Genomic DNA, 25,339 nt, shown 5'->3' with positions numbered 1-25,339 from the left:
ATTTATTGCCTCGTTTCTACTTATTTATATTTACAATCCGCTCTGGATGCGTATATACATTTAAAGATTTATTACGAATGAAGCCTATTGTAGTAATCCCTAACTGCTCCGCTAGCTCAAGTGCTAACTCAGTTGGAGCTGATTTTGACAATATTACTTCACAGCCAATTTTCGCAACTTTTAATAGAATTTCAGAAGAGATACGTCCGCTAAAAACAATAATTTTATCACCAATCGAAATGTTATTTTTTAAACAATAGCCGTAAATTTTATCTAAAGCGTTATGTCTTCCTATATCCATGCGGCTTAAAACAATTCCACTCACATCACATAAAGCTGCATTATGAACGCCGCCTGTATGTTGAAACGTAGACGCAGATTGCTGCATATCATTCATTAACCGAAAACAATCCTCGGCAGATATTTTTACGCGAATATCATTCATCTCTTTCGCCGTCAGCGCATCGTTTGCGAAGACAAATCCTTGCCTACTCATTCCACAGCACGAAGTAATATAACGTTTGTTTTGTATGTCACGATAATAAGGATTGATTTTCGTCGTTTTTACATGTACATAGCCTTCTTTTTCTTGCACCCATATTTCATCAATATCTTCATACTTTCGGATAATGCCTTCAGAGGCTAAAAAGCCAATTACCATGTCTTCAATATACTCTGGAGTACTAACCATTGTAACAAATTCCTGGCCGTTAATTTTAACCGTTACAGGAAACTCTGTTACAATGCTATCCTCTATATGCTTAAATTCCCCTTGCTCATATTTAAAAACTTTCCGTTCCACCTGAATCGATTTCACGATGAGTATCCTTCTCTCACGTTATATTTTTATCAAAGACAAACACGGAAACTGCAATATCTTCATCTACTTTCATATCAGAAAACAGATGAACTAATTTCGCCCCAACAAGTTCTTCTAAATGTTCACGAGAATTAGCAGCATACACTTCTTGAATCATTTTCGTTCGAGCCATATGAACCATTTCCGCGCCCTCCATAGTTCCCGAAATGAATTTCTCTGTAGGTGTCAAATTCCCATAAAGTGTAGCAATCGCCATATTTTCAGCAAATACAGTATGAATTCGTTCCGGCCCTTTTCCGAATAAATCCTTTCGAAGCTTTCGTATCATATCATTAAATTCATGCACCATTTTTGACATACTCTCATTCCTTCCCAGCTAATCAATATTTACTTTTCAAATATTATTCCATCATAACCATTTTATCAAAATGACCATTTCGTCCAAACTATTTAATAATGAGACGAAATGGATCATCTTTTACAATTATCTCAAGTGCGCAAACAACATATGAAATACTATTATCGTTGCTTATTTATTCTTCTTTTAACCCTTTACCCATACCTTTTAAGAAATGAAGACCAAATCCGATAGCACGATTAATATCTGGATCCTTCAGTACTTTCATAAGGTCTAATATTCCTACTTTTTTATTACTTTGCAAATGCTGATTTCCTTCATCCATACCTGTCAATACGCTACCTATAAGCTTTTTCGTAAGTTCCGGATCAAGTTCTGTTAAAGCTCCTGCAGCGCCCATCATATTATTAATTAAATTTGTAACTGGTTCACGAGTGACTTGGCCTAGAACGATTTTTGCGATTGGTTCTTTCGCTTTCAGCATAGAATTTGCAGCTTCCAGCATCCCGATGTCATTCAGTTCTCCTACTATATTAAACATTTGATTTAAAGCATCTTCATTATTCGTTAGAAGTTCTTTTAAATCTTCTAGTTTTTGTTGTTTTATTTCTTCCTCAGTTAGCTCCTGCTTCTGAATCGCTTGAATAGGTGCTGCCATACTCTTTTCTCCTCCCTATTTATCCGTTAAATGTACGTATCCTGGACGAGCCCACTTACGATTTACCTCAATACCGTTTTGAGGATGACGCTTTTTATTACGTGGGTTCGTTTTTGGCATCGGATTTTCACCTTCTACTTGTAACACTTCCATACGCACTTTCGTTTGTTTATATGCAGGCGTATTCGTACGTTGATCGACCGCAGGACCTGTTAAGAAATTAATCGCCGTTTCATTATCTGTCGAGTTCATCGGTAAATACAGTTCATTCGCTTTTACACGATCTGTTACAAGTGCACGTAATTTAAGTGCTCCGAATGGAGAAACAAGGCGTACTAACGAACCAGTTTTCACTCCGCGTTCCCTTGCTAACTCTGGAGAAACTTCAACGAAAACACCTGGTACTTTCGATTGAATACCAGTTGATTTATTTGTCATGTTCCCTTCATGGAAATGTTCAAGCATACGACCGTTATTAATGTGAAGATCGTATTCTGCTGGAAATTCAGCAGGACGTACCCAATCAGCTATCGCAAAACGAGCTTTTTTGTCCGGGAAGTTAAATCCATCTTTAAATAGCAGCGGCGTATTCGTTCCATCAAAACTTCCCCAGTGGAAACTGTTCCACCCTTCAAGCACTTCATAGTTTGCGTGTGCGAATAGTGGTGATAAGCTTGCCATTTCAGCAAAGATTTCACTTGGATGATTATAATTCCAGTTTGCGCCTAACTTATTAGCAATTGCCTGCACGATCCACCAGTCTGGTTTCGCATCTTCTAGCGCCGGCAGTACTTGATATAACCTTTGTACACGACGCTCAGTATTTGTAAACGTACCTTCTTTTTCAAGAGATGGTGCTGCTGGTAATACGACATCAGCGTATTGAGCTGTTTTAGAAAGGAACACATCTTGAACGACAAAAAATTCAAGACTTGATAACACTTCATGTACGTGATTTGCGTTAGAGTCTACAAGAGCCATATCCTCTCCAACAAGATACATAGCTTTCATTTTCCCTTCATCAATTGCGTGAAGCATTTCAATGTTATTAAGACCTGGTTTATTATCAATTTTTACTCCGTAAGCTATTTCAAATTTCGTACGTTCTACGTCGTTAGTAACGTGCTGATATCCTGGTAGCCAGCCTGGAAGAGTTCCCATATCACAAGCACCTTGTACGTTGTTATGACCACGAAGTGGATATGCACCAGCACTTGGACGGCGATAATTTCCTGTTGCAAGAAGTAAGTTTGAAATCGCAGCGGAAGTATCTGAACCACCCGTATTTTGCGTTACACCCATACCCCAAAGAATACAAGTACCATCTGCATCACGAATCATCTCGGCCATTTGAACGAGAGTTTCTTTTGAAATACCTGTAATCTCTTCTGCATATTCAAGCGTATATTCTTTAAGGCTATCTTTGAAATCTTCAAAAAAGTTTACATTCTCATTGATGAATTGTTGATCATGCCATCCTTGGTCAATCATATATTTCGTAATGGCCATTAACCATACTTGGTCTGTTCCTTGCTTTGGACTAACAAAGATATCTGAACGCTCTGCCATTTCAGTTTTACGAAGATCTGCAACAATTAGTTTTTGACCGTGAAGTTTATGCGCACGTTTCACACGAGTCGCTAATACTGGGTGACCTTCTGTTGGATTACAACCGACGATAATAACAAGACCCGATTGCGCGATATCTTTAATCGTCCCTGCATCTCCACCCATACCAATTGTACGGAACAATCCATCCGTCGCTGGTGATTGACAATAACGTGAGCAGTTATCAATATTGTTCGTTTCAAACACTTGTCGTGCTAATTTTTGAATAACATAATTATCTTCATTCGTAATTTTAGAAGAAGAAATAAAGCCGATAGAACCTTTACCGTACTCTTCTTTAATAGAGCCCATTTTATTTGCCACTACATTAAGCGCTTCTTCCCAAGTTGATTCCACGAACACTCCATTTTTACGAATTAAAGGTTTCGTAATTCGTTTTTCGGAATTCACGAAATCCCAACCAAACTTTCCTTTTACACAAGTAGAAATCGCATTAACTGGTGCTTCAGAAGATGGTTGCACTTTTAAAATTTCACGGCCCTTCGTCCACACTTCAAATGAACAACCTACACCACAAAACGTACATACTGTTTTCGTCTTCTTCGTACGAGTATCGCGCATTGCAGCTTCTACTTCTGACACAGCGAAAATACCGCTATATCCAGGTTCAACCTCTTTAATAAGATCGACCATAGGCTCAAGAATATCCGGCTTCAGCCCAGTCATAAATCCAGCTTCACCAAGCATCGATTTCTCCATTAATGCATTACAAGGACAAATTGTTACACATTGACCGCAGCTTACACATGAAGAATCGTTAATATCTACTCCTTCATCCCAAATAACACGAGGACGCTCTGCCTCCCAATCAATAGATAACGTTTCATTTACTTGTAAGTTTTGACACACTTCTACACATTGACCACACGCGATACATTGATTCGGGTCATAGCGATAAAATGGATGAGACATATCAACTTCGCTTGCATCAACTTTTGGCTCGTAAGGATATTTTTGATGCTCAATTTCCATTAATTCTGCCGTATTATGCAGTTTACAATTCCCGTTATTGTTGTCACAAACCGTACAGTACAGTAAATGATTTTCTAATAAGCGATCCATCGCCTCATGTTGTGCTGCCTTCGCACTAATAGAGGCTAACTCAATATTCATGCCGCTCGTCACTACAGTTGAACAGGATCGCACAAGCTTTCCATTCACTTCTACAATGCAAGTATCACACGTTTGAATCGGATCCACTTCCGGCACGTAACAAATTTGTGGATGTTCAATTCCGTTCTCATTAATGATGCCTAGTACCGTTGAACCAGGCTCAGCACTATATTCTTTGCCGTCAATTGTAATATGAACCATGCTGTCGTTCATGGTTACTCCCCCTTTTTGAGAATAAAAAAAACTCCACCACGAAAATATACGCACCACATTTTTGGCACGTTATCATCATGGTGGAGTAGTTTATTAGCACATCTTGCTAAAATACCAGTCCATTTATTCATAAATAAAATGATAGATTCATAACAGGTCATATCACGATTCCATCTTTAACACTATAATTATAGCGTTAAATCGAAAAATACACAATATAATTATTATTGAAAAGGACAAAGCACATAATGCTCTGACCTTTGTATTACATTTTAGAATTATTCTGAGATGACTTACTTCCCGGTGCAAACCAACCAATTAGTGCAATAGCAACTAATACTCCGTAGAAGATTAAAGTCCAAGTTGTACTGTGCGGGAAATCATGGTCTAAGATACCAATATCCTCGTGGGCAAGTGTAATTACAGCGAGTTTTACACCGACCCAGGCAACAATTGCGTATGCTGTTGTTTCCAATGCTGGACGTTTCTCAAGTAATTGTACAAACCAAGTTGCCGCAAATTTAATTAAAATAAGCCCGGCAATCCCTCCGAGAAGTACAACTATGAACTGGCCTCCATCCATACCACCGAAATCTTCTAGCGGTGAATCTGGAAGACCAAGGGCAAGAGCAACTGCGGCTAATATTGAATCAATCGCGAAAGCAAGATCAGCTAATGCAATCTTACCTACTGTGAACCAGTAGCTTTTACCTGCCGCTTCCTTTTCATCGTCCTTATGAATATTTTGATTGTCTTTTCCGAATTGCGCCTGAATGACATGCTTCAATCCTAAATAAAGAAGATATGCTGCTCCTATTGCTTGTATTTGCCAAACATTTGCAATAAATGAAATCGCAAATAGAGCTGCAAATCGAAAAACAAAGGCCATAATAATTCCGTAATTTATAGCTCTTTTTTTCTCTTCTTCGGGTAAGTGTTTCGCAATAACTGCTAGGACAAGGGCATTGTCAGCCGATAACAATCCTTCTAATCCAATTAGAATTAATAATGCCCAAGCGTACTCTAGCCATATTGAATCCATCCGCTTCTCTCCTTTCTAAAACTAAAATCAGATAAGGTCTTTGCTCATTAGAATTTCCTATTAAGCCAAATTAAATGCTAAAACATTTTGACAGTTACTTTGCTGTCCTCTATTTGTTATAATTTCAACAAAAAACAAATCTAGATTGTGGTTTTCTTAGAAAAGGTGACGCTACATTGTGCTTAAAAACTTGATGAATTCATCTTCACTTACAGGTTTACTGTAGTAATAGCCCTGAATTAGATAACATGCATTACGTTGTAACACTGTTAATTGTTCCTTCGTTTCTACCCCTTCTGCGATCACTTTCATGTTTAAAGTATGCGCTAGTGAAATAATGGTATGAATAATTTCATTTCCATCAGTAGAATTTCCGATCCTATTAACAAATTCTCTTGGAATTTTTAAGGTATCAATTGGATACAAAGGGAGATATGCTAATGAAGAATACCCTGTGCCAAAATCGTCAATTGATAAATGTACACCATATGATTTTAATGCTTTTAACTTCGCTAACGTTTCTTTTTCATCTACCATTGCTATCCGCTCAGTTAATTCTAAATCGATCGAACTAGCAGGTACCCCTACTTCTTCTATAGTAGATATGATTGTTTGAACAAAGTCCTTCTGTTCAAACTCTATAGCTGATAAATTTATCCCCATTTTTAGATTTGAATAGCCCGCAGAATGCCATTCTTCCAGTTGTCGACACGCTTCCTGTAACGTCCATTTCCCAATTGAAATAATCTGCGATGTTTCTTCCGCGATAGGTATAAACTCAAAAGGTGAAATCAGCCCCAGCTCTGGATGTTGCCAACGTATTAAAGCCTCTGCACCAATAACCATACCAGCCTTACTATCAACTTGTGGTTGATATAATAGAAACAACTCATTATTTTCTAATGCATTAGGTAAATCCTGTTCTAATCGTAATCGTCTTGTTATTTTTTTTGATAATGTCTCGTCATACATGCAAACAGCATTATTACCTTTTTCCTTTGCACTATACATAGCAATATCAGCATGTTGTAAAAGTGTAGTAGTATTTATTCCTCCAAACGGATACACTGCTATTCCTATACTAAGAGATAAGTAAAAGCTATGCTGATTTACTACAAATGCTTCTTCAGTTATACGAAATAGAGTTTCACACAAATCCAATAGCTGTTGCTCTGTATGGTTATGGACTATGATTGCAAACTCATCTCCCCCTATTCTCGCTAGAGGAATAGCCGGTGACAGACATGTCCTAAAACGTTTAGCAACTTCTTTTAAAACACTGTCACCAATTGAATGTCCCAGTGTATCATTAATAGTCTTAAAACGATTTAAATCTATATACAAGAGTCCAAATTCACCCTGCGTTTTTCGTGCACGCTCAATGGATTTTTCTAATTCTTTTTGGAAGAATATTCGATTTCCAATCTCCGTCACTGTATCATGGAATGCTAGATAGTTTATCTCATCTTGTTGTTTCTTCATTCTCGTAATGTCTTTTACCATTACATAACTCCCAAAAGTTTGTCCTTCTATCATAATAGGAACAATGGTGACGTACCAAAAATGAATGTCCTTCTCATTATTATTTTTCACACGTAATTGTAACGAAGCCGAACTGCATCGTTTCCCTTCCTGTAGAGCTGCTTCCAATTCAGATCTATCTTCGTCTAAAAAAATCGAGAAGCACTCTTTACCTATTAATTCATCACTGTTTTTTCCTAATAACATACTTCCAGCCTGGTTTATATTTAACACAGTACCATTTGAATTAATCGTTAAAATAGGATCTGGATGATACTCATATAATGACTTAAATCTCTCTTGATTTTTGACCAAGTCATTGGATTTGTTTATTAAATCTTCTGTTCTTTGAGATACTTTTTGTTCTAATTGATTATTAAACACTTTTAACATTTCGGTTAAATCGCTGTTTTGCATTCGTACGATAGTATGACGAATCAGCACAAATACAAATGCAATACAATTCCCAGTAATAAGTGTAGCCGAGGAAGTTTGCTCTTTAAGAGTAAAACCAATTAATACCGCAACTGCAAGATAAGGAAATATAACAAGAAGTTTCTTCCCAAATGTGGGATCGATAATGAAATAATTCCTTCTAGAAGATGCATTCTTCGGTATAGCACCAGCAATAGCAATTAATAATAGGAAAACTCTATACAAACACCTTAATAATATAAGTGAACGATCTGACAAATCATCTTGTAAGTAAAAATACAAGTAGTCCGTAATAGCCAATCCAGTTAATACGAGAATAAAAATAAATAATTTACTTTTCGCATTAAAAATAGCTGGTCGAAAGATCAGGCTAATTCCTAGTAAAAGAAGCAATAAATCTATAATCGGAAAAATAAATGAAAGAAAAACATCTCCAATTGATAAGAATAAGATATTTGCAGAAGGTTTATTAAATAGGTACCACTCTAATGTAAAAATAGCAGTAACAACAATACATAAATCACAAAGTAAATACGCCTTTTCCCACTTGTTACATTCCATAATGATTTTATAAAAGAATGCAAAGAGAAAGAAGAATAAGAAAAACAACAAAAACACATCAGAGATATTAAAATTTTGTATCGGCAATTCTACATTAAGCACTTGAAAAGCGGATATAAAATTCCCTATCAAGAAACACCCTATTGCAATAGTAATGCAAACCCAGAATACTCCTAACTTAATTTTTCCGGATAATATAGAATACAGTAATGAGATAAATACAGTAGTTTCAACAACTAAGGATGATAGTCGGATATTAAAATCTGATACGAAATATTGATTCGGAAAAACAAATAAAAATATATAGCAAAAGCTTATATAGAATATTAGAGCTATTGTTAATAAGATAAATTGCAAATGTGAATGTTTAAGCAATATATTCACCTTCTTAAGTCTTTCATCATTTTTAAAAAATTTGTTTCTAATTATTATTCATATTATGACCATTTCAAAAGATTTCTTTCAAAATAAAGCACCGTTATATTAAACCTGCAGATATTTAAAAATTCCATAACAGGAATTACAACAAATATCTGCAGCTATGTCCTTAACAATATCAATTATTGTTATACGAACTATTTATGTAACAAGTAGATTTAATAGCTAATTAGTTCAAAGAATGTTTTCTTTGAACTAATTATATACTGCCCATCTGAATCATAAAGCTTAACGATCTTCAAGTTAAAATTTCACGTAAAAATAATGAATGTAGATGTATGTTTCTATCTATTTTTTGTGATGTGAAACAAAGAAAAAAACCTAAACTATTTAGACATGAAAGTACCTACAATATTTCTAATAGTAACTATTTATCGTTTTTTGTTCATAACTTTCTATAGTATTTATTAAGGATACTAATTAAAACACCGACTTATTTATAATCCTTAATAAGTCGGCACCAGTATACACTATAAAACTAAAACACATTACAAAACTATACTTTAGCAATTTATAAATTTCATATTCCTAGAATTACTAAACTTTCTTTTACCTATTACAATCTATATTCAGATACATTATTTCCTTTCCATTCATAATAATCTAAAACCCCTTCATAAATGGCTTCTGCTGCAATCTGTCTGCCGTTTGCCGTAGATAGTTTACTGTAATCGATACCATTATCTATAAAAGCCAGTTCCGTTAACACAGCTGGCATGTCGTTTTCTCTTATAACATGAAGATCTCCATGTTTAACGCCTCTATCACGTGTTTGAAGAGCCTCTACTAAACGTGTTTGAATTTTTTCCGCTAACACACGACTTTCTTCCACATGAGGATTTGTTTTTTCGGATTCAGAAGATTTATAGTAGTATGTTTCTGTCCCTTTTGCATTACCATTAAAAGCATTTGCATGAATGCTTATAAAGATATCCCCCTCATTTTGCTTAGCAAATTTAACACGTTCCTGTAAAGAGCTTTTTTGGTCATGTCCAGGTCTAGTATCAGATTCACGAGTTAGTAAAACTGTAAATGGTGTATGTTTTTCGAGCAATTGTTGTAGGCGTAAGGAAGTGTCTAATACGATTTTACTTTCAGGCAATCCTTTTGTGGACTTTCCGGGATCTGCACCACCATGTCCAGGATCAATAATGATTGTTTTACTTTCTAAAGGGTTTTTCGGACTGTATTGAAGGGTATCTGTTTTGGCAGTAAGTTGTGCGGCTTCTGCACGTGTTATGAATTTATTTGGTTGCCAACCATTATCAGTACCAACAGAAATCTTTAAATCAATTAAAATATTGGCAAATTTTTCACCCCAATGTCCTTTTAAATCATCAAATTTACTTTGCCCATTACTATTTGTTCTATCTTGTAGCTTATATGCATTTACTAACATTGTTGCCATTGCAGCACGAGTAACTTTTCCAGAAGGATTAAATATTCCATTTCCTTCACCTTTAATTATTCCTGCTTTTTCAGCAGCAGCAATATACGGCGTTCCCCAGTGGTTTTGTGAATCTGTAAAAGATGGTTTTGCATTTAAGTCAATATGTATACCAAGGGCCTTTGTCATAATTGTTGCCGCAGAAGCCCTATCTAATGTATCACTTGAACCAAAAGTTCCATCTGGATAACCACTCAATACTTTTTTATCAACTAAATAATTAACGGATTTGTCAGCCCATGCAGGAACATCTGAGAATTTATGAGTATTTGCAAATGCACTAGATGAGTAGGATAGTAGACTTCCAGCAAGAATTCCTGTAGCAATTAATTTTTTCTTCAAAATTTAGCACCTCTAAAAAATTATTACAAGTTGGTAAATATATCATTTATAGTTAATCTTTAAATAATACGACCTAGAATAAAGAATAGATTAAATCCGCATTATCCCTATATTAAAGATATCGAATACAAATCGAACTATTATTCCGAAAAGAATCCTGAGACATACACTTATAGGTAGAAACTATTAAATATATTCACCAACGTCGTGTAACCAGTATAGTTACTCATATGTACGAGTGTCAATTTAAAAAACCTTACATTTTTGTAAGATAACCATGTTAATTATGTAGTAAGTAATTATTATATAATGTGAATAATTACTCGGTATAATAAAATAGTAATCTTATATTTTAAACAAATATTAATTATCTTGGTAGGCAAATAACTTATAACAGCCACCTTTTTGGCTATGCTTTGGAATCCTACTTTACTCTTCAATTCTCCGTATTAAAAGTTTGTTGATGAAATGTAATAACTACTGTACGATTATACAACCTATTCACCTCAATTAAATCAGTTAAATATTGAGGAAGAGTCGGTTTATCTTTAAAATCATTATGTATTAAGTCCTTTCACAGTGACAATACGCATATTCCCAGTATTTTTCGGATCACAATACTACAAAGTAAGACCTAGCTCCTTCCTTTTTTACAAATTTTTGATTTACTAAAATTAATTATAACTTTTCCTCTGCCCGAAATGATTCCATACAAAACAAAAGGGAAATACATATACACTATGTATCTCCCTTTTATTTTGTACCCAATTTTTTTATTGTGTTACGGTCATAACTTGTCCACTACGGTCAACCATAATTTTCATTTTTCCGTCTTGAGCGTTATATAACCCTAGCTTATGTAGATCTTGTTTGCATTCTTTTACGAAGTAAGGCAATGTACGAATTTGATCGATATCCGAGCTCGTAATGAAATGAATTAAATGATGCGTCATTTCTTTAATATCATGAACGAGCTCTGCCTTCTCTCGTGTTAATCTTTCATTTTCAGCTCGTAATGAATGTAATTCGCCTTCAAGACCACGTGCGTTCTTCTCATCCTTCGAACGCTCTGCCGCCATGCTAGAAAGCTTATAGATTCCCTCCATGAACTGATGCAATTCGTGTTCTCTCTTTTCACTACATTGACTAATTGTTTCAAAGTTATCCACGATGCCAGACATAACTGTTACGAGGCTTTTTTCATCTTCTTCATTTCGAACGTCTTCATTTACTTCCTGCTTGCTTTCTTGTTTTGCCTCAACAATTGTCTCCTTTACAGGTGTATACTTACGTTTTCGCCCCGGCTTTTGTTTTTCAATATTTTCAAACGGCATCTCTTGTTTTTTTAATTTATAATACGTGTTTTGCAATTGACTTTCCGTTTTTCGGAAAAGATTCATTTCATTTTTACTAACATATTTTGAAATATTTGCGATGTTTAAGCCATGACGTTGACAAAATTGATACACTTCATACAATAATTCTAGTTCAGACTTCAACCAAGTAATCGCTGATTTTTCATATTCTCGCATACCGCCATTTTTTTCTATATCTATTTGAAATAATACCATTCTATTATATAAATCGATTAGCTCTTCATACCCGATTTGGAATTGTTTCTCTATTTTTTTAAATTCCGCCTCTAATTTCATATCGTTCGTTTTATTATTTGACATGTTTTGTAAAAGACTTAATACATTGATTGCTGTGTGGTGATACATAATCTGTGTCACTCCCCCTCATCCTTTCACAATTCTCATATGACTCCCATGCCCTTTAAGAAAATAGAAATTTTTACATATCCATATTATAACATTTCGAAATTATCTGTCAAATAATTAACATATAAAAAGGTATAAAAAGTATCGAAATAAAAAATGATTTTTAACAAATATTAAAAAATAAAAAATAGCTAAGCAAAATATTATATCAGAAAAATTCTACTTAATTATATTATATGGTATTCCTAATATATTTTCACCGAAAAAGTTTGCGCCACCACGAAATCTTATAGATGAAATAATTGAACATCATGTAAAAAACCCTCACCTTTACTATAAAGGTGAGGGTTTTACACAACGCTAACTAATTAACCGAAAGAATGACCATTATTACCACCGTGGCTACAGAAAAACAAAAATATCTCAGAAACACTCTACCTTTCTGTCTTTACACACATGGCTGGCTCCTCTCTTCCAACTAAAAGAAGCTTTATAGTACTAACTTATCAACTAGCCCGATTAATTCTTGGATATCTGGCTTACTTACTTGAGCATTCGCTCCTACTGCTTCACCTTTATGGAATAATTCATTTGTAATTAATGAAGAGAAAATAATGACTGGTAATTGATTCATTACTTCACTATCTTTAATTACTTTCGTTAAGTGGTGTCCATCCATTTTCGGCATTTCAATATCTGTAATAAGCAGGTGAATATGTTCATACATTTTTTCACCTTGCTCTTTTGCTAATTTTTCAATTTGAGCTAATGCTTCTGCACCATTGCTGAAGAAGTTCATTTTCGTATATCCAGCTGATGATAATGTTTCTTCTAGTATTTGACGAAGCATCGCTGAATCTTCTGCAATATAAATAACTTTTTCAGCTCGATCTGTTTTTTGCTCTAATCCTGAAAGTGATTTATTGTCATAACCAGTACCGCTAATTTCACATACAATTTTTTCATAATCTAATAGTAAAATGATTTTCCCATCTAGTTTTACAATACCAGATGTCGTTTCTTCTAGTCCCATAGATAATGAAGCTGGTTCATCAATTTGTTCCCATGAAATACGTTGAATACGATGCACTTCATCAACACGGAAAATAACTTTCATTTGGTTTAATTCTGAAATGATAAATTTCGTTTGATCAAGTGGTTTTATAGATTTTAAATTAAGAGCCGTTGCTAAGTTAATAACAGGTAAAATTTCACCACGTACTTGAACAACACCTTCAACTGCATGATGAGATTCTGGCACAGTTGTAACAGGGAATGGATTAATAATTTCACGCACTTTCATTACATTAATACTAAATAAATTTTCACCAACAGTGTACGTTACGATTTCTAATTCGTTTGTTCCGCTTTCTAATAAAATACTTTGTGCTTGTGACATAAAGGTGTCGCTCCCCTTCCATTAATTCCGTATATCTAATTATTAAGCTTTATAAAAACGAAAAAGTCAACTACCTACATAAAAAATATAGATAGTCGAACGATTCATTTATTATAAAAAACACTTAATCTTGTATAAACGAAGCAAGTGCCTCTAATAACACCTCTTGTGCCCCTACAATTTCTGTCGGCATTGCTTCCCATTTTTTCGAAAGTTCCGTTTCCACTCTTATTCTTAGCTCCGGATTCATTTCTTCTAGCACGTATTCTTTCGTTGCTATATCAACATCAAGTAGCGCAAGTGCATATAACTCCGGATCGTTTATTTTTTTAAATACTTGTTTCAATACCGCCGGTGCTATATGTTTTAACTTTTCAATGTGAATTTCCTTATCAGAAAATAGTAACTCATATTGAATATACGTAACATTTTCTTTAATAACTTTAAAATAGCAATTATTTTTTTATCATTTACAAAATAACCGTTCGGATCTGCAATAATACTCTCTACTTGACGTATTAAATTAGGTAAACTACTCGCCGCCATTACAGTACGTTGCTCAACCTCACTTGGCGAAATGAATGTAACGCGATACTTATTCTGCGCCATCCTCCTCACCTCTCCTTTTATATAAACTTAGTCTAATTGTACAATATCTTAATTAATCTAAATCTATTTCAAATCAATGCTTCTAGACTCGGATAAATCCTCTCTCCCAAAAGTGATGAGGCACCATCTAAACACTTGGCTTTTGGCCTCTTCAACTGCCTTCGAACCACTCCATACCTCTCGTCTTACAATGTACGAGCAGCTCATAGGCAACTCTGACCGCTACTACACTCAGCTAGGTCCTCGCCTCTTCAACTAACCTAGAACCACTCCATATCTCTGTTCTCACAATGCGCGAGCCACTCATAGGCACTAACCGCTACTACACATCGCTAGGACATCTCTCAAAACCTAAAAGAAAGCTTTTAAGAGATTTTAAGCCCCCTTCAACAACTCAATGTTATTGAACCAAAAAGCAAGCTGCTGATCCGTAATATCCGGCAACATAACGAAAAACTCACGGCACTTCATCTCATCTTTAAACAGTTGATACTTCCAAACACTATCGCTACCAATACTTACGAAATAAAACTCGTGTATACGGCCAATGATTGCTTGCTTTTCACCAAACGAATATGGAGGCACTTGTTTGATTTCAAATTGATCTGGTAAATATATATGCTCTTCTCGTTCTATTTTTAGCACTTGCTCAGCAAGCTCACGTTTATTTTCGAAAAAAGGCAATTGTAAAATTCGCTCTTGTCTTGTCATACGAATATAAAACCCTTTCTACTACGTTACAATTTTTCTTTACGATTTATTATCGAATTAAGTTCACAACTTCATTTAATACTTCATCTGAAATTTTGATTACTTTCGCATTTCCTTGGAATCCGCGTTGGTATAACATTAAATCAACGAATTCTACAGATAAATCTACGTTTGCACCTTCTTGTGCACCACCACGTATTTTTCCTGCACCGTTTTGGCCAGATGCACCTAACGCTAAAATACCAGTTGTATTCGTCGCTGTATAGTTACCATTTCCAGTTTTCATCAAACCGCCTTCATTCGGGAACATCGCAACAGCTAATTGACCAGCAGATTTCATACTTCCATCAGAATATTTTACCATCACATATCCACCGTCAGCAATAAAGCAATCTTTAACAGTCGCCGCCGCTCTACCATCTACGTTTGTTACTGATAATGTTTTATCTGTCGGATGATTCGTTAAATGACTTAAGTCTAACTTTATAGAGCCACCATCAAATGGAATATTGGCCCCTTGCTCTTTCGGATTTGGATTTCCAACAGCATCAAATGTCATATTACCACCTGCACCTGGAACATCCTCAAACTTTGTATCCTTTTTCGAGTCATTACGCATCTGTACTTTATATGTATAATTGTGTTCGCTTGTTTGTGTAAATTCTACACGCATTGTCCATGTATTACCGGCATTATCGTATACAGGTAAGTCTTGCGTAATTTGTTTTTCACCAGTTGGAATATTCCCTTTAATTGTCCCTTGCGATGTTCGAATACCACCAATTGCCGTCCCCATTGGAATTTGCAATGGGCCTGGAATACCAGATAAATCAACTTCACCAGTCGCCTCATTAGCAGGGTATGCGAATACGTATTGACCTTCTGTGTTCGTAATATAATAATCTGAAGATATTCCAAACGTACCTTTACGCGTAAATTCCATGTTTCCGCCTTTTGAATCACCTACAACGAAGAAACCATTACCTTCCATTGCAGCTTGTGTTTTGCCACCTGTTAACGTAATTGTACCATCACTATAATCCGTAACCGTACCACTCATTTTCACACCGTTACCGATACTTTTCGGATTCGTTCCTGCGTATTTACCGTCACCTTTTGCACCAATTGAATTGTTATATAGTAAATCATCAAACATTGCTTTTTGTTTTTTATAACCAACCGTTTGTGCATTGGCAATATTATTTGAAGTTACACTTAATGCATTTTGTGTTGCGTTCATTCCTGTAATACTTGTATATAACGCTTTAATCATAACGTATGTACACTCCTTATGAATTTGTAGTTTTTACTTCTTCAGTTACTTTTTGATCGTCTTTCTTTGCATCTTCTGGATTTGTTTCTCCAATCGGTTTATCAGACACCCTCTCAACAAAGCGAAGAGATACAATCTTATTATCAATAACGAGCTGTACATCGTTATTTTCCGCAAGGCGAACTGTCTCTACTTGACCAGTTACTTTTTTACCGTCACCGTCGATCCCTCTTACGTATTTCCCTAAAAACTTCATTCCGCCATCAAGCGCTGTCGAATACATCGTCGTTCTTAAAGAATCAACTGCTTTTGTCATATTTTGCACTTGTTCCATAAGAGATAACTGCGCTGTCTGATTCATCATTTGATTCATATCCATCGCATTGAATGGATCTTGGTGCTGAAAACTTGATAAAAACAATTTTAGAAAATCATCTTTCCCCATTACACCAGGAGTCTTTTGCTCTCCTGCTGAAACTCCATTTGTTTGTTGAACTGGCGATTGTACACCGTTAACAGGTACATTACTTTTTTGCGCTCCTGCTTGTAACGGAATATGATTTGTACTCGTTGTATTTAATCCAACTGTTGGCACGCTTTATTCCTCCAATAATCCCGCAAATTCTTTTGATTGTTGTTTCTCATGTTTCGTATTTGCTAATTTTTGTTTTTGCCTTTGCTCTTGTTCTCGCTGTTCTTTACGTTGTTCATCTTTTTCTGAATAACTTATTTGAATATTAATTTCTTTTTCTTTTAATTTCAGCTTCAATTCGTCAAAAATTATTTCAACACGCTTTTTCGCATCGTGTTTTTCCATTTCTACATGGACTTCAATTTGATCTCCATGCTTTTTCATAAATACAGTTAATGAACCAAGTTTCTCTGGATTTAGCTGGAATAAAACACGTTCTTGTTTCACTACAAACTTTTGCAGAGCCTCTACTTGTGCTTCCATTTTCTTGCCTAAGTCAGGTAATGTAACCTTCTCAGCTCCACTATTTTGTTTTCCTATTTGATCAGTACCCGTTGCTTTATTTAATAACTCAGCTCCAGCCGAACTTGAGTCATTTAACTGATCGACTTTTGGTAACTCTACCTTCACATCATCGCTCTCTGCTTTCGGGAGTTCTACTTCCTTAGACTCCTCTTGTTTCTTTGCAATATTACAAGTTTCTGATTCTACGACTTTTAATACTTGCAACGTCTGCTCTGGCATCGTCACCTTGTCTAGCGCCATTTGCATTGTATCTTCTAAACATATGGCATTTTTAATATTCATGTTAGAAAAAAGCTCTTGTAATTGCTGTAATTCAGCTGCGGGCAATTCGTTCAGTTTAATATTTCCGTATTCTTTATATAACGCCTGTATTTTTTGTATGTATTGATATAACAATTCTGGCTGCACACGCAATTGCTCAATTGCAACCATCTGCTCAGATACAGCTAACAATAACTGTTCTGTCTCTTTCTTTTCTTCTTTCTTTACAATCGGCTCTTCTTTCGTTACCGTTTTTTTTGCGAGAATATATTCTTTCTTCTCTTCTTCTGGTGCTTCTTCTCGTTTCATTTTCTCCGTTTTCGGCTGTTTTTTATTTTCAATTCTCATTGTATTATCGAATGAAGAATTTTCATTTTTCGATTGTACTTCTAGCCCTTTTTCTTTTTGCGGAGGTAAACTTTGCTGCACCGGTAATACAAACTGTATCACTACATCCACCTCATCCGTTCATACACATTTTTAAATCAAGAAGCATTTTTTCTTCCAGCTTTTCTTTTACTTTCGCAAGCTTCTTACAATCTTCTTCATACATTTCATCAATGACACGTTCTTTTTCTTTTATTTGCTCTAAAAAGCTTTCATTTTTTTGAATAAAACCTTCTGTTTTTTTAATTTTCCGATTCCATTCTTCTATTCTTTCAGGTGAAAATGTATGTGATGAAAGCATACCAGCCATAATACGTTGTCCCGTTTGTACAACCTTATTGCGTGATTTCACAACATATAGATCATATTCTTTTTTTTGTTCTATTTTTCTTTTTTCAGCTGTTAGTTCGTACACTTCTTTCAAGATATGTTCTTTCTCTTGATTAATCTGCAATTTAATCGTGTCGTACTGCTGCTTATCCAACCGTTTTCATAGCCCCTTCCTATTATAACGTTACCTTTTTCTATTATATAGTTTTTTTACAAAAAAATCTGTGAAATATTAAAATCAAAAAAATAAGACCTCAAAGGGCGAGATCTTATACAATATGGTGCATCGCTTGGACAACATCTTCAAACTGAAAACTATCCGTTCGACCTTGTTTTAAAAACGTATTTATAGCTTCTACTTTATTTTTACATTCAAAAATATAAGCATTTTCTTCATTCTCTTGAATTGTTCCAAGTTTAAAATACAATTCATTCTCTTTATAAATAGATAGAATTTTTCTCATTTCATTTGCAAGTTGCCAATGATTCGGCGATACGATTTCTTCCATAATCCTACTTACCGAATCTAATACCGAAATGGCAGGGTAATGACTAAGAGTTGCGAGCTCACGTTTTAATACAATATGTCCATCTAAAATACCACGAGCTAAATCTGGTACAGGACCATTTAAATCATCACCATCAACTAACACTGTATAAATACCTGTTATTGACCCTTTTTGCGTTTTTCCTGATCGTTCTAATAACTTTTTCATATAACTTTCCATTAACAGTGTTTTACCACCGATCGGTAATTCCTTTACCGCAATATCAACACTTCGGCGTGCATCAGCAAAACGAGTAACAGAATCCATCATAAGTAATACGTTATTACCTTGGTCACGGAAATATTCAGCAATAGATGTTGCAAGCTTAGCCGCACGAAGTTGCATAAGGTGACTTTCATCTGACGTTGCTACAACAACGACACTTTTTTTCATACCTTCTTCGCCTAATTCTTTTCGAATAAAGTCTTTTACTTCTCGGCCACGTTCTCCTACTAAACTAATAACGTTAATATCAGCTTTTGCGTTTTTCGCAACCATTCCAAGCAAGGTAGATTTACCAACACCCGATCCTGCGAAAATACCAATCTTTTGACCAATCCCAATCGTTAACATGGAATCAATCGATTTAATTCCCGTTTCAAATACATCTGTAATTTCTTCACGCTCAAATGCATGAATCGGCGGTGCATCTAATTTTATTTTTTGTAGTGGAATGTTTTCAGTGTTCTCATTTAACACTTCACCATTCGCACTTAACACTTTCCCAAGTAAATGATTACCACGAGGTACAACAACATCTTCTTCAATTAATGTAACTGCATCTCCGTAACATACTTTTTCTGTCTGTCCAAATGGAAGTAGCATATTATTTTCTTTTTCAATCGCAATTACTTCACATAAGACACTATGTTCTCCAACGAGACAAACATCTCCAATCTTTGCTTTCGGACCTTTCGCTACAAAAAACTGCTCTTGTACACTATGAACTTTGCCAACTTTCGTATAAAACGGTGTTTCAATAAATGTATTCCATTTATTATGTTCATTCATTAGCTCGTTGTTCATACATTTTGCTCCTCAAACAACTTCTCTTCTTCCCACTTATGACGAAGCTTCGCAAATATAGGCGCAAATTTAAACTCAAAAAACTCTTTCTCTTCTTCCAGAACAAATTCGCCAAACTGTAAAGAAAAATCATACTTCCATTCTACTAATTGTAGTAGCCAATACTCTTTCGTATTTTCTTTCTCTTCTTGTATACGTTCAAATGTTTCTGGATGAACCGTTATAATTAATTTTTCAAATGAAGTAGGCAATGTTTGCACGATGCCTGTTAAAATCGGCAAAACGTCTAATAAGCGCGAATCTACCGCTTGATTCACTACTTTTTCTGCTAACTGAAAAGATTGATTCCATAATAACTCTGTCCATTCGTGTGCTGTTTCTTGTTGTTCTTTTTGAAACTGTATACGCGCTGCTTCCATCTGTTCCATTTGTTCATGAATATGCATTTGAAACTGTTCTTTATCTTGCAACAACTGCTGACGCTCTCGTTCTAGCATTTGCTGCTGCTGCCTTAGCTGATTCATTTCAATATGTAATGCATCTTGCTGTGCAAGAAGTTCTGCATGATCCACTTGTATCTCTTCTTCAATATGAACTGATACTGGTTTCGGAAATTGTAATTCATACGTTTCTTCAGAAAAAGAAACAGAATTCTTCGGAATTCTGTTTTTAAATAAGGACATCATCTTCACCTCTTTGAACGATAATTCTTCCTTCTTTTTCTAACTTTTTCACCGTACCTGTAATCGTTTGTTGTGCTTTTTCAGCATCCGTCATCTTAAGCGGTCCTAAGCCATCTAACTCTTCAAGAATCATCTCTCTACGGTTTGAAGACATACATGTAAATAGTTTCTCTTTAATTTCTTCTTTTGCAATTTTAAGTGCTTTCGCGATAACACCGTTATCTGTAATTTCCTCTAATACACGGCGAAGCGCAAGATCCTCAAGACCAAGTAAGTCTTCAAAGACAAACATATTTTCTTTAATTTTCTCAGATAACGCATAATCGACTTCATCCAGCTTTTGAAAGACTGTTTTTTCAACACCTCGTGAAACATTATTTAAAATGTTCACTATTGTTTTCAATCCATCTGTTTTATTAATAGCACTAAATGCCATATTATTTAATTTTGCTTTTAATAACTCACCAATTTGATTAATTAATTCACCATCTACTTGTTCAAGCTTTGCAATCCCCATTACCGTTTCTACACGTTTATGATCTGGTAATCTCTCAATTAATTGAGAAGCAAGTTGCGGCTTAATATAAGAAGCAATAATCGCTATCGTTTGTGGCGATTCATCATTAAGCACTGTAAGCAGTGGCTCTAAATCTGTAAGTGAATTTAAGAATTCAAATGGATTATCTTTGTTGTACCAAAGATCTTCCAATAATTTTTCCAGATCTTCTTCTGGCATATTTTTAAATATACGACGAATGTATTCTTTATCTGGAGTTACTAAATTCAATTCTTTTACATTTAGTTCATACAAAAACTCCCCTAATACATTTTCTAACGTTTCTGGTTTATATACACGAAACTTCGCGATTTCACGAAGTAATACTTCTTTTTCCTCAGCCGTCATATATTCAATGACTTTTGCTGCCACCTCTTCGTTTAATGTACGAATGAGGATGGCAGCTTTCTCTTTGGAGGAGATTTCATCTAACATTGTTTTTCCTCCCTTACTGTCCGTTTAACCATTTTTTAATTACTTTTGCAGTACCTTCTACATGCTCTTTCGTAGCTTCCTGCACTTGATCATCTAATGTAGGCTCTGATGGTTCTACTGGCTCTGGTTTTGGTTCTGGTACTATTTTTTCTTCAGGAATTTCAAAAATACTTTCACTACTAGCAGCAACTTCCTCTTCTGCTAAGTATTCTTCATATTCCTCTTCCTCTCTCTTTTTCTTACGTCTTGCTAAGAAGAACCATACTAGGCCAATTAGTGCTAGCAAGCCAGCTGTAATTCCACCGAATAACCACCAGTTCATACCACTTTTTTCTGGCTCTTTCTCTTTTTCAACTTTCGGCTGGTCGAACTGAACAGTTACAACGTTAACTTGACCGTTTGTAAAGTTTCCATTCGGATCAGCTTGCAGCCCAGCTGCTGTGCCAATCGCTTCTTTAAATGTTGTCATATCAATTTTTCGTTTTACTAACGTATCGTTATCTACCCATACAACAACATTTGTTTTTGTTAATTCCGGATGTTTCTTAATTGTTTCAACTGTTTTATCTATTTCATAGTTTTCAATTTTGTTACCATTTTTATTATCGTAGACAACTTTACCGTTTTGATTATTGTTCGTACCGTAGTTCGGCACTTCACCGTTCGCTGTAATACCCGCACCTTGCTTCGTATCTGCTCCTTCTTGCGCAGTAGAACTTTCCTCTTGCTCTTGTTTACTGCGAAGTACACCTTTATCGCCATATTTTTCTGACTGACGTGTAACTTCATCGTAGTTTACAGACACTTTCGTATTCACTTTATATTCATTTGATTTAAACATCGTCATTAACGTTGCGTCAATATCTTGCTTTAATTTACCTTCAATTTGATGCTGCATCTCTACTTCTTTTTCATAAGAAGAGGAACTGTTAGAATGCGCTTCATCTGTTCCTTTTGAGATGATACCTTTTTTACTATCAATAACACTTACTTCTTCTGCTTTCACCCCAGGAACTGCAGCACTTATCATTTGCTGTATACCCGCAACTTGATCAGCTGTTAATAGTTGTCCACGTTTCACACCAACAGTTATCGCCGCTGTTCCTTTTGCTTTTTCTTCATCAAAAATTGTTTCTTTTTCAGGTAATGTAATTTGCACATTTGCCGTTTCAACTGTCGCGAAGTTTCGTACAATATCTTGCTCCAATTGCTTTTTCGTGCCGACAATCTGCTTCATTTTCTTATCTTGTTCACTTGAACCGAGTGAGCTTTCTAATAGAATTTCCTCACCGCTTTTTGAATTAAACGGCAAGCCCATTCCATTCATTTCTTTTCGAACCCATGGAGCATCGTTCTTTTGCACTCGAATCGAACCATCGGCTGCTAATTGGTAATCAACACCTAGCTTCGATAATTCTGCTGTAATCTCTTGCTTATCTGTATCATTTAAATTTTGATATACAACAACATATTTATCTGGCAAGGTGAAGTATAAAAGTGCTCCTGTTGCAATCGCTAAAAGCGCAGCACCAATCACTAACTTATGCCACGTTTTCAACGATTGGAAAACATTTTTTATCTTTTCCATTTAAATACACCCGTCCATTTTCCTAAATTTGCATATTAATTAGTGACTTATAATTTTCAATAAGATTATCGCGTACGAGAGCAGCTGTTTTCATTTGTGATTCAGCTTTCTTCTGCTGAATTAAAACGTCATGCGTTTCTCCTACCCCTTTTGTCAGTAAATCATATACTGCTGTTTGGGCATTATTTTGCGTTTGATTCATATCTTCCAATAAATCAATAAACTTTTTGCCTTCAACTACAGATGTTTCTGAAGTTTTCTGTGTGCCAATCGGCTGAATCGCTCCAAATGGCTGTGTATTTAACATTGGTTGAATTTTCATATTTCCCCTCTTCCCTCTTATCCTCGGCCGATTTCTAAATCTTTATCGAGCATTTTTTTGTTCGCATTTAATACGCTTGTATTTGCTTCATACATTTTTTGAGCAACCATTACATTCGTCATCTCAGCTGTCACATCAATGTTCGGATAACGTACATATCCTTCTTCATTTGCATGCGGATGCGTCGGATCATACACAAGATTTTCATTTCGATCCGTTTCAATACTTTTTATTTTCACTCCGTTAGTAGGAGCTCCATCTAGCATACTTGCAAAACTATTATTTGATTCTAATACTACACTTCGACGGTGATACGGCTCTGCACCCGGTGCTCCCGTCGTATTTACATTTACGATATTGTTAGAAGTAACTTCCATCCATTTTCTCGCTGTAGTTAGCCCTGAACCACTTGCATTAATTGCCTGAAACATCTTTGTCTCTCCTTTTACTATTAACGTCCACGTGCTGCTTGGTTAATAGCGTATTGCGTATTAATTGCATTAATTGAAACACCGTATAATTGGTTTGTCTTCATTAAATCTAGCATTTCTGTCGTTACATCAACACTGTTTCCATCTTTATTCGTTTGCATTGATTTCGTTTGAATCTTTGCGTATGTATTTTTCGTATTTGCTGTCGGTAAGTGCATTACATTCGTTTGATATAAATCTGGATTACTCTTTAAATCCGCAGCATTTTTTTTATATAATGCACTGCTCATATTCATTTGCTCAGCAAATGTTACATCTTGTGCTTTATAGCCAGGTGTATTCGCATTTGCAATATTACTAGAAACGGTATTTCGCTTCGTTACTAAATAGTTCATATAATGACTTACATCACTAACTAAATCTGGCATATTCCACACCCTTCCTTTTCCATCATGCTCGTTTAGCGCATGATCATCCACTGATGGAAGTTTCACTTTATTATTCATTTTCCTATATGTATTTATTTATTAAAATATTATCTATTTTGTACCCTTACATATTTTATTCCATTTTTCCATTGTTGTCTTTAGAAAAATACAAAAATATAAAAAAGAATATAAAAAACTGTATACGCGTAGTAATCCATGTAACATTTTGATATATAAACAATAAAAAAAGAGCTTCCATACACTTCTCTCTATAAAATAAAGACATCTTATTTTTCATTGTTTGGATTATTACCATTCTTTTTATTACAGTCATAAAGTGAAACCTCAATCAGCGGAACGCCTTATTCAAACAATGGAATGGATCCCCTTTTAAAAGGGGTATCCATTTCCGTAATTTACCATTAAAATTTACCGTAAAACGAATTCGCTTTCATTCGTCCATCATTTGTCATAATCATTTCTTCCAAAAATTTTTGCTTATCTCGAATATGCTGTGCTGCCTTAATTATTAATGGACTCACTTCCGCTGCAACATCTGCGCGCGTCTCTTCATCCAATGTCATCATCCAGCGATTTAACATTGCACTCTTCTCAGCAAATTCCCCATCTGATACTTGCAATTCACCGATTTCATTAAAACAGCCGACAAACGCTCGATAAATATCATTGTTCATTTTCGAGTGCTCCGCGGTAACCGTCTATTAAATCTTGTAACACTTGTACAATCGCATCCATGTCTTTTGCTTCACGCGTTACTTTCATCGTCTGAATTTGAATGCTAATCCAATCGTATAAACCGAATAGACTATCATATAAATCTTTAGTAATCTCAGGATTTAATTGAAGCTTTAACTCTTCAAAAATACGTTCTAATTTTTCAAGAAGCGCATCTCCTTCTTGTAGTTTAAAAGTATTTAAAAGTTCTTCTAAATTACGAAACTCAACGATACATCTTTCATAAATAAAAATTGTATTTTTAATTGGATTACTCGTCATAATATCATTTTGCATATAACGTTGCCATGCTTGCATACAA

The 25,339-nt window shown here is 35.2% G+C and carries 23 protein-coding genes and 3 pseudogenes; all 26 read right to left on the bottom strand.

Features of this window, described 5'->3' with window-relative positions; translation table 11 throughout:
- Positions 1–16: 16 nt before the first annotated feature.
- Complete coding sequence (gene fdhD / locus JFU54_RS24480) at positions 17–817, bottom strand: formate dehydrogenase accessory sulfurtransferase FdhD (protein WP_201066650.1); 801 nt, start codon at positions 815–817, stop codon at positions 17–19.
- 16 nt (positions 818–833) lie between these two features.
- Positions 834–1,178 (bottom strand): Na-translocating system protein MpsC family protein, encoded by a 345-nt coding sequence (locus JFU54_RS24475; protein WP_002064644.1) that lies wholly within the window; start codon positions 1,176–1,178, stop codon positions 834–836.
- 175 nt (positions 1,179–1,353) lie between these two features.
- Positions 1,354–1,836 carry a helical membrane plugin domain-containing protein gene (locus tag JFU54_RS24470; protein ID WP_201066649.1) on the bottom strand — a complete coding sequence of 161 codons (483 nt, stop codon included), beginning with the start codon at positions 1,834–1,836 and terminating at the stop codon, positions 1,354–1,356.
- 15 nt (positions 1,837–1,851) lie between these two features.
- Positions 1,852–4,791 (bottom strand): formate dehydrogenase subunit alpha, encoded by a 2,940-nt coding sequence (gene fdhF, locus JFU54_RS24465; RefSeq protein ID WP_201066647.1) that lies wholly within the window; start codon positions 4,789–4,791, stop codon positions 1,852–1,854.
- A pseudogene (locus JFU54_RS24460) lies at positions 4,760–4,952 on the bottom strand (hypothetical protein). The gene fdhF and the pseudogene JFU54_RS24460 overlap by 32 nt, the downstream one beginning before the upstream one ends.
- A 104-nt stretch (positions 4,953–5,056) precedes the next feature.
- The gene (locus JFU54_RS24455) at positions 5,057–5,833 is read right to left on the bottom strand and encodes a TerC family protein (RefSeq protein ID WP_002012018.1); all 777 of its coding nucleotides are present in this window, start codon (positions 5,831–5,833) and stop codon (positions 5,057–5,059) included.
- Between the two features lie 171 nt (positions 5,834–6,004).
- Positions 6,005–8,725, bottom strand: coding sequence for a sensor domain-containing protein (locus JFU54_RS24450; protein WP_201066645.1), 2,721 nt, complete (start codon positions 8,723–8,725; stop codon positions 6,005–6,007).
- Between the two features lie 619 nt (positions 8,726–9,344).
- Positions 9,345–10,577: an N-acetylmuramoyl-L-alanine amidase gene (locus JFU54_RS24445; RefSeq protein ID WP_002168735.1), complete on the bottom strand. Its 1,233-nt coding sequence runs from the start codon at positions 10,575–10,577 to the stop codon at positions 9,345–9,347.
- 448 nt (positions 10,578–11,025) lie between these two features.
- Positions 11,026–11,255, bottom strand: a pseudogene (locus tag JFU54_RS29875) (Ger(x)C family spore germination protein); the annotation flags it as partial.
- Positions 11,256–11,350: 95 nt separating this feature from the next.
- The gene (locus JFU54_RS24440; RefSeq protein ID WP_201067312.1) at positions 11,351–12,298 is read right to left on the bottom strand and encodes a DNA-binding domain-containing protein; all 948 of its coding nucleotides are present in this window, start codon (positions 12,296–12,298) and stop codon (positions 11,351–11,353) included.
- A gap of 490 nt (positions 12,299–12,788) precedes the next feature.
- Positions 12,789–13,697 carry a chemotaxis protein gene (locus JFU54_RS24435; RefSeq protein ID WP_002064638.1) on the bottom strand — a complete coding sequence of 303 codons (909 nt, stop codon included), beginning with the start codon at positions 13,695–13,697 and terminating at the stop codon, positions 12,789–12,791.
- A gap of 124 nt (positions 13,698–13,821) precedes the next feature.
- Positions 13,822–14,306, bottom strand: a pseudogene (locus JFU54_RS24430) (LysR family transcriptional regulator).
- A gap of 375 nt (positions 14,307–14,681) precedes the next feature.
- Entirely contained in the window at positions 14,682–15,017 is a 336-nt protein-coding gene (locus JFU54_RS24425) for a DUF3964 family protein (RefSeq protein WP_060748975.1), read from the bottom strand.
- 49 nt (positions 15,018–15,066) lie between these two features.
- Complete coding sequence (locus JFU54_RS24420; RefSeq protein WP_002012032.1) at positions 15,067–16,290, bottom strand: flagellar hook protein FlgE; 1,224 nt, start codon at positions 16,288–16,290, stop codon at positions 15,067–15,069.
- A gap of 16 nt (positions 16,291–16,306) precedes the next feature.
- Entirely contained in the window at positions 16,307–16,885 is a 579-nt protein-coding gene (locus JFU54_RS24415; protein WP_002012033.1) for a flagellar hook assembly protein FlgD, read from the bottom strand.
- Between the two features lie 3 nt (positions 16,886–16,888).
- On the bottom strand, positions 16,889–17,998 hold the full coding sequence (locus JFU54_RS24410; RefSeq protein ID WP_002141121.1) for a flagellar hook-length control protein FliK: 1,110 nt from the start codon (positions 17,996–17,998) through the stop codon (positions 16,889–16,891).
- A gap of 10 nt (positions 17,999–18,008) precedes the next feature.
- Positions 18,009–18,419 carry a hypothetical protein gene (locus tag JFU54_RS24405; protein WP_002012036.1) on the bottom strand — a complete coding sequence of 137 codons (411 nt, stop codon included), beginning with the start codon at positions 18,417–18,419 and terminating at the stop codon, positions 18,009–18,011.
- Positions 18,420–18,534: 115 nt separating this feature from the next.
- The gene (gene fliI / locus JFU54_RS24400; protein ID WP_002141120.1) at positions 18,535–19,839 is read right to left on the bottom strand and encodes a flagellar protein export ATPase FliI; all 1,305 of its coding nucleotides are present in this window, start codon (positions 19,837–19,839) and stop codon (positions 18,535–18,537) included.
- Positions 19,836–20,522 (bottom strand): FliH/SctL family protein, encoded by a 687-nt coding sequence (locus JFU54_RS24395; protein WP_033710117.1) that lies wholly within the window; start codon positions 20,520–20,522, stop codon positions 19,836–19,838. The genes fliI and JFU54_RS24395 overlap by 4 nt, the downstream gene beginning before the upstream one ends.
- The gene (locus JFU54_RS24390) at positions 20,509–21,513 is read right to left on the bottom strand and encodes a flagellar motor switch protein FliG (RefSeq protein WP_002012042.1); all 1,005 of its coding nucleotides are present in this window, start codon (positions 21,511–21,513) and stop codon (positions 20,509–20,511) included. The genes JFU54_RS24395 and JFU54_RS24390 overlap by 14 nt, the downstream gene beginning before the upstream one ends.
- A gap of 13 nt (positions 21,514–21,526) precedes the next feature.
- Complete coding sequence (gene fliF / locus JFU54_RS24385; RefSeq protein WP_002012043.1) at positions 21,527–23,101, bottom strand: flagellar basal-body MS-ring/collar protein FliF; 1,575 nt, start codon at positions 23,099–23,101, stop codon at positions 21,527–21,529.
- 22 nt (positions 23,102–23,123) lie between these two features.
- Entirely contained in the window at positions 23,124–23,423 is a 300-nt protein-coding gene (gene fliE, locus JFU54_RS24380; protein WP_002064631.1) for a flagellar hook-basal body complex protein FliE, read from the bottom strand.
- Positions 23,424–23,440: 17 nt separating this feature from the next.
- The gene (flgC, locus tag JFU54_RS24375) at positions 23,441–23,854 is read right to left on the bottom strand and encodes a flagellar basal body rod protein FlgC (RefSeq protein WP_113938430.1); all 414 of its coding nucleotides are present in this window, start codon (positions 23,852–23,854) and stop codon (positions 23,441–23,443) included.
- Between the two features lie 20 nt (positions 23,855–23,874).
- Positions 23,875–24,360, bottom strand: coding sequence for a flagellar basal body rod protein FlgB (gene flgB, locus JFU54_RS24370; protein WP_002012047.1), 486 nt, complete (start codon positions 24,358–24,360; stop codon positions 23,875–23,877).
- A 344-nt stretch (positions 24,361–24,704) separates the two neighbouring features.
- Positions 24,705–24,977: a hypothetical protein gene (locus tag JFU54_RS24365; RefSeq protein WP_002141115.1), complete on the bottom strand. Its 273-nt coding sequence runs from the start codon at positions 24,975–24,977 to the stop codon at positions 24,705–24,707.
- Positions 24,967–25,335 (bottom strand): flagellar export chaperone FliS, encoded by a 369-nt coding sequence (locus tag JFU54_RS24360; protein ID WP_002012050.1) that lies wholly within the window; start codon positions 25,333–25,335, stop codon positions 24,967–24,969. The genes JFU54_RS24365 and JFU54_RS24360 overlap by 11 nt, the downstream gene beginning before the upstream one ends.
- Positions 25,336–25,339: the final 4 nt, after the last annotated feature.

Source organism: Bacillus sp. TH19 (genome assembly GCF_016651075.1).
GTDB lineage: Bacteria > Bacillota > Bacilli > Bacillales > Bacillaceae_G > Bacillus_A > Bacillus_A mycoides.
Note: the sequence above shows the minus strand (reverse complement) of the source record. Positions and strands in the feature narration are given on the sequence as shown.